The sequence below is a fragment of the Caballeronia sp. M1242 genome (assembly GCF_017220215.1).
Taxonomy (GTDB): Bacteria; Pseudomonadota; Gammaproteobacteria; order Burkholderiales; family Burkholderiaceae; genus Caballeronia.
Map to the genome: position 1 here is coordinate 1,926,657 of NZ_CP071129.1, position 11,713 is coordinate 1,938,369.

The window sequence follows — 11,713 nt, forward strand, 5'->3', positions numbered from 1 at the left end:
GTGAAATCAGACGTTTCGCCAAATTTCGGAAGTCTCCGCTTGCCGCACGTCCCGTTCTCGCGACACCTCTACGATGCAGTTCGCCCCGTCTTATGCAGCACGCGGCTCGGCAACACGTACCATACCGCGCTCGCCAATTGCAACGCGATCAAAACGCTCCACACCGTCACGTGCGCAGCTGCCGGATAGTGGCCGCTTTCCGGCGTCCAGCGCGAAAGCACTGCGCCCACGCCGACCTGGAACCCGAAGATCAACAGGAAAATCACGAGCGTGAGCGTCGTCGTCGCCCGGCCGATCATGTGCGACGGGAAATACTCGGCCATCACCGCATAGCTCAATATGCCCGTGCCGCCGAACACGCCGTACGCGGCAAGTAACGTCGCGGGCGGCAGCGGCACGCGCAGCACCATCAACACCTGCACGAGCACGTAGAGCGCCATTCCCACGCCGCAGAACGCGTAGACGGACACGCCGCGCCGCTCCATGCCGCGCGCCGCCGCGCCGAAGCCGACGCAACCGAGCATCATCGCGAAACCGAGCACCGAGACGAGCGCGGCGGCGTGCGCGGGCGTCAGGTTCATCACGTCGAGCAGATAGGGGCGGATCCACAGCGATTGCATCGCGTAAAAGACGCCCTGCGTGACGACGGAGAACGACGCGATCTTCCAGAACGCGCCGCTTTTGAGGATGTGCCAGGTGCCCTTGAACTGGCTGATGATATCGGCCTGATGATGCGTGTCGGCCTTGCGAGGCGCGAACAGCGCGATGGCTGCCGCGACGACGAGCGTGAAGACGCCAAGGCCGATCGACACCTGCCGCCATGTCGCCGTCTGCAACAGCGACGCGAGCGGCGAGCCGACGACCACGCCGCCGAGCCCGCCGACCGCCATCGTGAAGCCGTTGACGAGCGGCAGGCGCGCGACCGGAAAATGCTGCGCGGACGCCTTAAACGCCGCGCTCAGACAGACGGAAACGCCTACGCCGATCAGCAAGCGGCCCACCATCAATCCGCCCAGCCCGTGCGACGCACCGAACGTCCAGATGCCGGCCGCCGCGAAGACCAGCATGCCGGCGGTGACGCGGCGCGGCCCGTAGTGGTCGAGCAGCACGCCGACCGGAATCTGCGCGATCGCGAAGCCGATGAAATAGAGCGACGTTAGCAAGCCGAGATCGGCGGCGGAGAGACCGAGATCATGCGTGATGAGCGGCGCGAAGCCGAGATTGACGCCGCGGAACACGTACGAGACGAAATACCCGGCGGCGAAGAGGAAGAACACCCGGAGACGAACGGAGGACGGCATGCGCTGGACAGTTGTTCTTTTGAAACGCCAGTTTAACTGCGCCGCCAAATGAAAACGCCGTCACCTTGGTGACGGCGTGGAATAAGCAGAAAGCGCGAGCCGCGCTGCGCTTATTTCTTCTTGGCCTTGGAACCGGCCGAATGCGCGGCGGCGTGCTTTTCCGTCTTGGCCGCGGCAGCGGGCTTGGCGGAAGCCCCCGTCTTCGGCGAGATCGTGGCCGACACGCGCGTGAGCGTATGCCCCGGCGCCTTGCCGTGCGGCGTTTTCGCGGTGACATGCGTGCCGATTCGGCTGACGCCGCCCGAAGAACGGCTCGACGCCGCCACCGTCTCGACGCGCACCGGGCCCGGCTCGGCGGGCACGGCACGACCGTACGGAACATGCAGCACGACCACTTGCCCCGGCATGAACATATCGCGATGCGTATGGTTCCAGGCGCGCACCTGCGCCACTGATACGTTGTAACGGTCCGCCAGCGTCGCGATGGACTGCTTGCGGCGCACGCGAATGGCCATCTTGCGCGTGTCGGGCACGTCGCGCTCGACCGCGAGCATCGCGTTGGCGGCGACGTCCGCGCTGATGTCTTCGTCGTCGTCGTCCGTACGCGGCACGACGATGGTCGAACCCGGCTTCAGACGCATGCCCGCCGGAATGCGATTGACCGACATGAGCGTGTCCGCGTCGACGCCGATCTTCTCCGCGATGGCTGCGGGCCGCGCCCGCTCCGTCACCGTGTACGTGGTCCACGACGACAACGCGCCCGTGTACGAACCGAGGTTGCGCTGGAACGTGGCGGCGTTGTCGAACGGCAGCAGGATTTGCGGATTCGTCGCGCCGAGAATGACCGGCTTCGAGAACGACGGATTCAGCGAGCGGAATTCCTCGACGCTCATGCCGGCGAGCTTCGCGGCCATGGTCACGTCGATATCGCGCGCGGTCGTGACCGTGACGAAGTACGGGTGATTCGGAATGTCCGGCAGCGCGAGACCGTACTGCTGCGGATTCGTCACGATATTCTTGACGGCCTGCAGCTTCGGCACGTAATTGCGCGTCTCGTTGGGCATGCGCAGGCTTTCGTAGTCGGTCGGCAAGCCGGCCGCTTCGTTGCGCGCAATGGCCCGCTGCACATTGCCCTCGCCCCAGTTGTATGCGGCAAGCGCCAGGTGCCAGTCGCCGAACATGTCATGCAGACGCGAGAGATAGTCGAGCGCGGCGCTCGTCGACGCAAGCACGTCGCGGCGCTCGTCCTGCCACATGTTCTGCTTGAGGTTGTAATCGCGGCCGGTGCCCGGCACGAACTGCCACATGCCGGCCGCCTTCGCAACCGACAGCGCCTGCGGGTTGTACGCCGACTCGATGAACGGCAAAAGCGCCAGTTCCGTCGGCATGTGGCGCTGCTCCAGTTCCTCGACGATGTGATACAGGTACTTCTGCGAGCGCGTGGTCATGCGCTCGACGTAATCCGGACGCTGCGCGTACCAGTTCACCTGCATGTCGACGAGATCGCTTTGCAGGTCCGGAATCTGGAAGCCATTGCGAATGCGGCTCCACAAGTCCGCGGAACCGGCGAGCGAAGTGACAGGCGTCTTGTCGACGTTGATGGTTTCCTTGGCGGCTGCGGTGCGGCGAATCGTGTCGGCGACTTGTTGCTGCGAGGCGGCGGTAGGAGTGGCGGAAGTAGGATCGGAGGCGGGCGCTGTCGGCCCCTGGCTGGCGCACGCGGCCAGCGTCAGGACGGATAGCGCACTTAATGTTAGTCGCATGAACGTCTCGGCTTCCAAAAGATATGCTTGGAAATTTGGAGCCGATGGTACGGAACCGAACCTAGGACGTCAATAAGAATGCACGTAAAACCCCTGCAAAATCTTGCATCTATCGCCGTTCCTAAAGTATTGGATTAAGTTCCCTGCGATCAGCGGAAGTTATCCTTCCATCCGCGCAGCATGCGGAACGCCTCCGTGCGGCTGCTGACCGGCTCCTGGAACTGCGCGACAAGCGCCGCTTGAATTGTCGGCTGATCGACGCGCAAGAACGGATTTACCGCTTTTTCATGACCGATGGTCGTAGGCAGCGTCGGCTTGCCGGCGGCGCGCAGCGCCTGCGCTTCGTCGCTCCAGCGTGAGAGCGCCGCGCTGTCCGGCTCGCAGGCCCGCGCGAAGCGAATGTTCGACAGCGTGTACTCGTGCGCGCAGTGCACGAGCGTCGCGTCCGGGAGCGCGGCGAGTGCGTCGAGCGACGTGAGCATTTGCTGCGGCGTGCCTTCGAAAAGACGCCCGCAGCCGCTCGCGAACAGCGTGTCGCCGCAAAAGACATGCGGCGTGCCGTTGCCGTCGTCTTCCTGGAAGTAAGCGATATGGCCGGCCGTATGGCCGGGCACATCCATAACGGTGAAGCGGAGCGCAGGCTGCGCGATGCGTACCGTGTCGCCGCCTGCCAGCCGCTCGGTCAGATGCTCGATGCGCTCGCCGGCCGGTCCGTACACCGGAATGCCCTCGTCCGATCGGCTATCGAGCAATGCTTTCACGCCGCCGACATGGTCGCGATGATGGTGCGTGAGTAAAATAGCGGTCAGCCGCCAGCCGCGTTCGGCGAGATAGGCCTCGACGGGCGCGGCGTCGCCCGGGTCGATCACGACGGCATTGCGCGAATCCGACACGAGCCAGATGTAGTTGTCTTCGAAGGCCGGGACCGGCACGTACTCGAGTTCGCGCCTGGGCGCGCGTTTGGACGAATCTTCAGCAAACGAATCCATGGCGATCATCTACGCGGCATCCGAACATGTCTGACCGAGCGATTATAGACTGGCCCGCCTGGACGAACTCCGCGCCCGGACGCTACGTGCTGGAGTGGGAGCAGGCGCAGCTCGACCGCGTGGTCTGCGACATCTTCGGCTATCACGCGCTTCAGCTCGGCATGCCGCAACTGGACGCCTTGCGCGAGAATCGCATGACCGGGCGCGCGCTCGTACTCGACGCCGAAAGCGGCGCGAGCGCGCCGTACACGCTGCCGCGCACGTCCGCACGAGGCGCGAGCGCGCCGGAAGGCCGGAGCACGGTCTGGTGTGAATTCCTGGATTTGCCGTTCGAAGCGCAGAGCGTCGATTTGCTCGTGCTGCCGCATACGCTGGAATTCTCGCGCGATCCGCACCGGCTTTTGCGCGAAGCCGAGCGCGTGCTCGTGCCCGAAGGCCAGCTGATCATCCTGGGTTTCAATTCGCTGAGCTTGTGGGGCGCGCGGCAATCGCTCGGCAAGGTGGCAGGACGCCCGTTCGTGCCAGAGGCGCACGACATGATCGCGTTCACGCGCATCAAGGACTGGATAAAGCTGCTCGGCTTCGACCTTGAACGCGGGCGCTTCGGCTGCTATCGTCCGCCGCTGCTGACGGACAAATGGCTGCAGCGCTATGAATTCATGGAGCCCGCCGGCGACCGCTGGTGGCCCATCTTCGGCGCTGCGTACATGATCACCGCGGTGAAGCGCGTGCGCGGCATGCGGCTCATCGGTCCACGCAAGCTGATCAAAACCGCGCTCGCGCCCGGACTCGCGCCGGTCGCGGCCCCGCACACTCGCAACGAGCATTGATGACTGACGAATCCGCATCGGCCAAAGTAATCGACATCTATACTGACGGCGCCTGCAAAGGCAATCCCGGTCCAGGCGGCTGGGGCGCGCTTCTGCGTTTCGGCGCGCTCGAAAAGGAACTGTTCGGCGGCGAAGCCGCGACCACGAACAACCGCATGGAGTTGATGGCCGTGATCGCCGCCCTCGAGGCGTTGAAGCGGCCGTGCCACGCCGTGATTCACACCGACTCGCAATATGTGCAGAAAGGTATCAGCGAGTGGATTCACGGCTGGAAGAAAAAGAACTGGATGACGGCCGCCAAGACGCCCGTGAAAAACGCCGACTTGTGGAAGCGCCTCGACGCGCTCGTCGCGCAACACGAGATCGAATGGCGCTGGGTCAAAGGACACGCCGGCCATCCCGAAAACGAACGCGCCGATGCGCTCGCCAATCGCGGCGTGACATCGCTTGCCGAAAGCTGAACGCTGCACTACACCGAATCTCATGCGCCAACTGATATTGGACACCGAAACCACCGGCCTGAACGCTCGCACGGGCGACAGGATCATCGAAATCGGCTGCGTCGAGCTGATCAATCGCCGGCTGACGGGCAACAACCTGCACATCTACGTCAACCCGGAACGCGACAGCGACCCCGGCGCGCTGGCGGTGCACGGCCTCACCACCGAATTCCTGAGCGACAAGCCCAAGTTCGCGGAGATCGCCGCGCAGCTGCGCGATTTCATCGCGGGCGCGGAGCTCATCATCCACAACGCGCCCTTCGATATCGGCTTTCTCGACATGGAGTTCGCGCTGCTCGGGCTGCCGAAGGTGTCCGAGATCTGCGCCGGCGTGATCGACTCGCTCGCGCACGCGAAGCAGATGTTCCCCGGCAAGCGCAATTCGCTCGACGCGCTGTGCGACCGCTTCGGCATCAGCAACGCGCACCGCACGCTGCACGGCGCGCTGCTCGACTCCGAATTGCTCGCCGAGGTCTATCTGGCGATGACGCGCGGCCAGGAGAGCCTCGTCATCGACATGCTGGGCGACGCGGAAACGGAAGGCGCGACGGCTGCGCCGCGCATCGCGCTGGACGACCTCGATCTGCCGGTGATCGTCGCGAGCGGCGAAGAACTCGCTGCGCACGAAGCGGTGCTCAACGATCTCGACAAGGCTCTCAAGGGCACGAGCGTGTGGCGAACAGAAGCGCCGCAGACCGAGCCGGATGCGGTCGCCGCATAATTTTTCGAAATTGCTTAAAGAATCGCTTTACGAGACGAGATAGTCCTGACATAATCTCAATCTCTTCGGGTGGTTAGCTCAGCGGTAGAGCACTGCCTTCACACGGCAGGGGTCACTGGTTCGATCCCAGTACTACCCACCAGAATTCTGGTGCTGGTAACGCCAAGACACCGAAGATCAAAAGGCCCAAGTCTAGCGACTTGGGCCTTTTTCATTTCCCGCGCGCAAACCCGGCACTTCACCTCGCCCAAACGCCCCGCGCCATCCCAGTCGCCGCAATCACCATCACGATGACGAGCGCCGCCTCGAGATCGCTCATCCACGCGAAGCGCCGCGCGCGCGTCAAGTCGATCGCCCCGCCCTGCGCCAGCGCCGCACGCCAACGGATCAGCGCGAGCATCGGCGAAACTTCGATCAGCAGAATGACCACGAGCGCGGTCATCTTCAGGTGAAAAAGCGGCTCGTGCAGATAGTACGCACCGCCCTTCTCGAAGCTTCCGAACGCGCGCGTCAGGCCGGTGACGATCAGCACGGCAGCCGCGATGCCCCACACCGCGTCCGACCGGAACACATCACGCAGACGCAATGCGTTCGCTTGCACCGATTCCGCCGCGTCCAGCCGGCGCAATGCGCGCGCACGCGCGAGTACCGAACCGAGCGCGAAGCCGAAGGCGAGCAGATGAAGCGCGGCGAGCAACCAACGTATCAGCATCCTTTCCTCCACGATCGACAAGAAACACCGGTACGGCTCCGCCCGACGCAGCTTAGACCTGGCTCAGCGTGGCGTCGAGCGCGCGTGCGGCGCTGCGGTCGCTCTCGGTGGAAAGCGACGCGCGAAAAACCGTCGTGCGATTGTGACCGGCCGCGGCGGGCGAATCCCACAGCAGTTCCACTTTCGGACGCCGCAAAAACCAGCTTCGCCGCGCGATGCCGTTCGATGCCACAGGCACCGCGGCCGGCTGCGCCGATGCCGCCAGGACCGGCCATTTCACCGACAGTTCTCGTGCGTCGTACTGGCCGAGCTTGCGGCTTTCGGCCCAGACCATCGCCGTGCGCGTGACGGGATCGAGCGAAATGGCATAGCGGCCGATAGCGAAGCGCCGCGCCGCGATGTTCGTGCGCCATAGCGCGCGGGGCCGGCAGATCCACATCACCACCGCATACAGCGCCGGCGCGACCGCCAGCCAGCCGTTGGTTTCAGCGAGCGTGTGCACGAAGCGCCGCCAGCCCGACGTCCACACGAACGCGCCAACCGAAAAAATCGCGAAGCCGAACGTCAGCAGCGCGAGCAGCCGCAGCGCTTGCCGAAGCCACTGCGGCAACGGGTGCAGCGGACGCTCCATGCGCGGCTTCGCGCCCGGCAGCACGATCAGAAGGAAGATCAAGACGAGATTAAGGCAGGCCCATGGCGACGAAGTCATCGCGCGCACCGAGGACAGATAGCCCATCTGCGACATCGAGAGCGCCCATCGTGCCGCGAGGATCACGCCGATGGCCCGCAGCGCGAACAACGTCCCTGCGCCCGGTGCCGGGCTCGCGCTGGTTTGCTTGGTTCTCGCCAAAGGGTGCGCTCCTGTCCACAAACGTTGCCTGCCGCCGCTGTCTGTGCGAGCGGGCGGCCACTGCGCCTTGCGCAGCGCAAAGCTCGGACATTATAGGGAGATTACGGAGGGCGTCATCGGTTTCGCTTCGCGCATGCGGCGCAGCGCTCGAATTACGTCTGGACTGTGCCATTACGACAACGCCCCGCGCACCTTTCGGCGGGCGGGGCGTTCTCCGAGCCGCATCGCTGCGGCCACGGACAGTTCGCAGCTATCAGGCGTTCACTTCGCGCAGAACGGTGCGGCGCTTCTGGCGCAGCAGTTCCTCGTAGTTCTGCACGTAGCGCGCCGCCATCACCTTCGACGAGAAGCGCGTCTCGAACGTCTCGCGAACCTTCGCGCGCGACAGCGAGTCTAGGCGCTTCACCGCGGCGATCGCCGAGAGTTCGTCTTCCACGACGAAGCCCGACACGCCGTTCTCGATCACTTCCGGCACCGAGCCGCGATTGAACGCGATCACCGGCGTGCCGCAGGCCATCGCCTCGATCATCACGAGGCCGAAGGGCTCCGGCCAGTCGATCGGGAACAGCAGCGCATGCGCGTTGCCGAGAAATTCGGTCTTCTCGGCCTCGCTAATCTCGCCGATGTACTCGACGTGCGGCAACGCGAAGAGCGGCTTGATCTCTTCTTCGTAGTAAGCGCGGTCGGCCTTGTCCAGCTTCGCGGCGATCTTGATCTTCATGCCCGCGGCCTGCGCGATGCGGATGGCGCGGTCCACGCGCTTCTCCGGCGAAATGCGGCCGAGGAACGCGAGATAGCCGGGCTTCACGTTCGGAATGGGCTTGAGCAGGTTTTCCGGCAGGCCGTGGTACACCGTCGAGAGCCAGTTGGCTTGCGGTAGCGGCTGGCGCTGGTTGTCGGAAATCGACACCACCGGCACGTCCTTGAACGTATTGAAGATCGGCTGGAGTTCCGGCAGATCGAGACGGCCGTGCATCGTCGTCAGGAACGGCACCGGCTGACGCGCGAACAGCGAGAACGGGTAATAGTCGATATGGAAATGCAGCACGTCGAACTCGTCGGCGCGGCGGCGGACTTCTTCGAGCAACAGCATGTGCGGCGCCATCGTGTCGCGGATGGTCGGGTCGAGGCGCAGCGCTTGCGGCCAGAAGGCTTCGAGCTTCGCGGACGTCTGCGAATCACCGCTCGCGAAGAGCGTGACGTCGTGTCCAGCCTCGACAAGAGCCTCGGTCAGATAAGACACCACGCGTTCCGTGCCGCCGTAGAGCTTCGGCGGAACAGCCTCGTGGAGGGGCGCGATTTGAGCGATTCGCATGATCGTGAAACTCCTAATAAAAGGTCAGGCAAGGTACTGCTGTCATGTTTGACATCGGGAGCGAATCGCTCGGCTCGGGCGAGAGCTTTTCGCGGCGCGTCGGCCTCGGCAGCGGCTGGTGCTCGAGTGAAAAAGCGGGTCGCTGATCACCGGCTCCACGCGGGCGTTGCCACAAGCAACTTCGGAGCCATATCTCAAAAACCGCCGCGCCCAGCAATAAACGCGCTCGGGCTCGGGCGGTTGACGACTTCCTACAGAAAGCTGTCAAAAAGTCTAAGTGAAAACCCGGAGCGCATTATGGAGCCTTTTACATCGGCGACAGGGAGTCATTTCAACTTATTTACCTTGTTACACCGGGGAAACATTTAACAAACCCCTGTTTATTAAGGTTGTTCTACATTGGAGCACGTGCCGCGGCGATGCACGGGCGGCCACTCGCTCGCTGTCGTCGCGAGACACATTGAACGGGATGCTGGCGCATCCCATGCTTATATCGACGCTGCCGCGCGAGAAGCTCCCGGACAGGAGCACGCGCGGCGGCCCGCCAGCCGCCGCTTCATCGCAAAAATGCGCGCGATATGCTTACAATGCGCGCCCAAGCCGAAAAGACGTGCTCGCGGATACGACGCGAAGCGCACAGTCGATGTACGGACGGCAACATCCGCCGTGCATCATTTGCCTGAACGACGTTCGCACGCCCGGTTACTGGCTACAATTCAGCGATGGAGACGGCGCCGCGCCGCCTCGGTTTCGATGTCAATCGCGCCGGCCACGCCGACGCATCGGACAGGCAGTGCATCCGCATGGCATCGCCCGAAGGCGCAACACACGCTCAACCGCTTTACGACCCAAAAAGACCATTGGACCAACTCACCGTCTCCCAGCGTAACGCGCACAACGCCAAGCTCGCGAGCTATGCGCACCGCCCGCTCGCGTTCCTGATGCGCTACATCCGCCGGCATCCGATCGCCCATGCCATCGTGCTCGCGAGCGTGTTCGCGGCCGTCGGGTGCGCGCTGGCGTCGCAATACGCGATCAAGCATCTGATCGACGTGCTCGGTCAAGGGCGCGGCCACCCCGGCCCGCTCTGGGGCGCGTTCATGATCCTGGTCGGCCTGATCGCCGCCGACAACCTGCTGTGGCGGGTCGGCGGCTGGGTCGGCGCGCATGTGTTCGTCATCGTCACGGGCGATCTGCGCAAGGACCTGTTCTCGTACCTCTCCGGCCATTCGCCGACGTACTTCTCCGAGAAGCAGCCCGGCATGCTGGCGAGCCGCATTACCGCGACCTCGAACGCCATCTACACCTCCGAAAACGTGATGGCGTGGAACGTCCTGCCGCCGTGCATTGCGGTGCTGGGCGCGATCGTGATGATCGTCGCGGTCAATCCGCTGATGGCGGCGGGCCTCATGGCTGCCTCCATCATTCTCGCGCTCGTGCTCTACCGGCTCGCGAAGCGCGGCTCGGCGCGGCATCACAGCTTTGCGTCGAAGGCGGCGTCGGTGGATGGCGAACTCGTCGACGTGATCGGTAACATGGCACTCGTGCGCGCGTTCGGCATGACGTTCCGCGAGCAAAAACGCTTCGGCTCGACGGTGAAGGCCGAAATGGTCGCGCGCCAGCAAAGCCTGCTCTACCTCGAAAAGCTGCGCCTCTTCCACGCCGTCGTCACCGCGATTCTTTCCGCTGGCTTGCTCGGCTGGGCGCTGTGGCTGTGGTCGCAAGGCCGCGCGACGTCCGGCGATATCGTGCTCGTCAGCTCGCTCGGCTTCACCATTCTGCACGGCACGCGCGATCTCGCCGTCGCGCTCGTCGATGTGACGCAGCACGTCGCGCGTCTCGCCGAAGCCGTTCAGACGCTGCTCGAGCCGCACGGCATGCCGGACCGGTCGGACGCGACAGAGCTCGTGCCGCAAGGCGGGCGCGTCGATTTCGAAGGCGTGACGTTCGCGTATCCGCGCCGCCGTCCGATTCTCGACAACTTCCATCTGCATATCGAGCCGGGGCAACGCGTCGGCTTGATCGGCAAGTCGGGCGCGGGCAAGTCCACGGTGCTCGCCCTTCTGCAACGCTTCTACGAGACGCAGAAAGGCAGCATCAAGATCGACGGCCAGGATATCGCCTCGATCACGCAGGACAGCTTGCGTCACGCCATCGCGCTCGTGCCGCAGGACATCTCGCTGTTCCATCGCACCGTGTTCGAGAACATCGCGTACGGGCGTCCGGATGCGAGCCGCGAGGAAGTGCTCGCCGCCGCCCGCGAGGCGCGCTGCACGGACTTCATCGAGGCGATGCCGGAAGGTTTCGATACGATCGTCGGCGATCGCGGCGTGAAGCTGTCGGGCGGCCAGCGCCAGCGCATCGCCATCGCGCGAGCCATTTTGAAGAACGCGCCGATCCTGCTGCTCGACGAAGCCACGTCCGCGCTCGACAGCGCCTCGGAAGAAGCGATCCAGCAGGCGCTCGACCGGCTGATGATCGGCCGCACGGTTATCGCCATCGCGCACCGGTTGTCGACGTTGCAGAACTTCGACCGCATCATCGTGATGAGTGCGGGCCGCGTGATCGACGACGGCTCGCCGCAAGAACTGCGCGAGCGGCCGGGGCTGTATCGCGAGTTGCTGGCGAAGCAACACGGCAAGCTGCCTTCCATCGTCGCGACGCCGCACAAGCAGCCGGCCTGACCCTGACAAGCGAGTGCCGAGAAAGCCGCGTTTCCTGATTGGGGAAAC

General features: G+C 64.2%; 10 protein-coding genes and 1 tRNA gene. 5 read left to right on the forward strand and 6 right to left on the reverse strand.

The features are described 5' to 3' along the window. Window positions 1–68 precede the first annotated feature (68 nt). From JYK05_RS08940 to gloB, 3 genes are all read right to left on the reverse strand, one after another. Window positions 69–1,301 carry an MFS transporter gene (locus JYK05_RS08940; protein ID WP_175944405.1) on the reverse strand — a complete coding sequence of 411 codons (1,233 nt, stop codon included), beginning with the start codon at window positions 1,299–1,301 and terminating at the stop codon, window positions 69–71. Between the two features lie 110 nt (window positions 1,302–1,411). Continuing rightward, entirely contained in the window at window positions 1,412–3,064 is a 1,653-nt protein-coding gene (locus JYK05_RS08945; RefSeq protein WP_206466698.1) for a transglycosylase SLT domain-containing protein, read from the reverse strand. Window positions 3,065–3,213: 149 nt separating this feature from the next. Further along, window positions 3,214–4,062 (reverse strand): hydroxyacylglutathione hydrolase, encoded by an 849-nt coding sequence (gene gloB, locus JYK05_RS08950; protein WP_206466699.1) that lies wholly within the window; start codon window positions 4,060–4,062, stop codon window positions 3,214–3,216. A 17-nt stretch (window positions 4,063–4,079) separates the two neighbouring features. Here gloB and JYK05_RS08955 point away from each other — a divergent pair, with 17 nt between their 5' ends. The 4 genes from JYK05_RS08955 (at window position 4,080) to JYK05_RS08970 (ending at window position 6,246) form a co-directional block, all read left to right on the forward strand. After that, on the forward strand, window positions 4,080–4,883 hold the full coding sequence (locus JYK05_RS08955; RefSeq protein ID WP_175944410.1) for a class I SAM-dependent methyltransferase: 804 nt from the start codon (window positions 4,080–4,082) through the stop codon (window positions 4,881–4,883). Then, a complete protein-coding gene (rnhA, locus tag JYK05_RS08960) occupies window positions 4,883–5,344 on the forward strand; it encodes a ribonuclease HI (RefSeq protein WP_175944412.1) in 462 nt (153 codons plus the stop codon). The genes JYK05_RS08955 and rnhA overlap by 1 nt, the downstream gene beginning before the upstream one ends. Window positions 5,345–5,366: 22 nt before the next feature. Beyond that, a complete protein-coding gene (gene dnaQ, locus JYK05_RS08965; protein ID WP_206466700.1) occupies window positions 5,367–6,104 on the forward strand; it encodes a DNA polymerase III subunit epsilon in 738 nt (245 codons plus the stop codon). Between the two features lie 67 nt (window positions 6,105–6,171). Next, window positions 6,172–6,246: transfer RNA gene (locus JYK05_RS08970), tRNA-Val, on the forward strand. Window positions 6,247–6,342: 96 nt separating this feature from the next. Here JYK05_RS08970 and JYK05_RS08975 read toward each other — a convergent pair. The 3 genes from JYK05_RS08975 to JYK05_RS08985 all read right to left on the reverse strand — a co-directional run bounded on the left by JYK05_RS08975 (window position 6,343) and on the right by JYK05_RS08985 (window position 8,981). Next, window positions 6,343–6,816: a DUF2214 family protein gene (locus JYK05_RS08975; protein WP_206466701.1), complete on the reverse strand. Its 474-nt coding sequence runs from the start codon at window positions 6,814–6,816 to the stop codon at window positions 6,343–6,345. Window positions 6,817–6,868: 52 nt separating this feature from the next. After that, entirely contained in the window at window positions 6,869–7,666 is a 798-nt protein-coding gene (locus tag JYK05_RS08980; protein WP_206466702.1) for a hypothetical protein, read from the reverse strand. A gap of 253 nt (window positions 7,667–7,919) precedes the next feature. Then, the gene (locus tag JYK05_RS08985) at window positions 7,920–8,981 is read right to left on the reverse strand and encodes a glycosyltransferase family 4 protein (protein ID WP_175944420.1); all 1,062 of its coding nucleotides are present in this window, start codon (window positions 8,979–8,981) and stop codon (window positions 7,920–7,922) included. Between the two features lie 803 nt (window positions 8,982–9,784). On the opposite strand from JYK05_RS08985, the gene JYK05_RS08990 reads away from it, so the two are divergent. Further along, complete coding sequence (locus JYK05_RS08990) at window positions 9,785–11,665, forward strand: ABC transporter ATP-binding protein (protein ID WP_241269898.1); 1,881 nt, start codon at window positions 9,785–9,787, stop codon at window positions 11,663–11,665. The last annotated feature ends 48 nt before the right edge of the window (window positions 11,666–11,713 follow it).

Excerpts from the sequence above, each read along its gene's own strand:
- JYK05_RS08940 (WP_175944405.1), bottom strand. The coding sequence starts at position 1,301 with ATGCCGTCCTCCGTTCGTCTCCGGGTGTTCTTCCTCTTCGCCGCCGGG.
- JYK05_RS08945 (WP_206466698.1), bottom strand. The coding sequence starts at position 3,064 with ATGCGACTAACATTAAGTGCGCTATCCGTCCTGACGCTGGCCGCGTGC.
- gloB (WP_206466699.1), bottom strand. The coding sequence starts at position 4,062 with ATGATCGCCATGGATTCGTTTGCTGAAGATTCGTCCAAACGCGCGCCC.
- JYK05_RS08955 (WP_175944410.1), top strand. The coding sequence starts at position 4,080 with ATGTCTGACCGAGCGATTATAGACTGGCCCGCCTGGACGAACTCCGCG.
- rnhA (WP_175944412.1), top strand. The coding sequence starts at position 4,883 with ATGACTGACGAATCCGCATCGGCCAAAGTAATCGACATCTATACTGAC.
- dnaQ (WP_206466700.1), top strand. The coding sequence starts at position 5,367 with ATGCGCCAACTGATATTGGACACCGAAACCACCGGCCTGAACGCTCGC.
- JYK05_RS08975 (WP_206466701.1), bottom strand. The coding sequence starts at position 6,816 with ATGCTGATACGTTGGTTGCTCGCCGCGCTTCATCTGCTCGCCTTCGGC.
- JYK05_RS08985 (WP_175944420.1), bottom strand. The coding sequence starts at position 8,981 with ATGCGAATCGCTCAAATCGCGCCCCTCCACGAGGCTGTTCCGCCGAAG.
- JYK05_RS08990 (WP_241269898.1), top strand. The coding sequence starts at position 9,785 with ATGGCATCGCCCGAAGGCGCAACACACGCTCAACCGCTTTACGACCCA.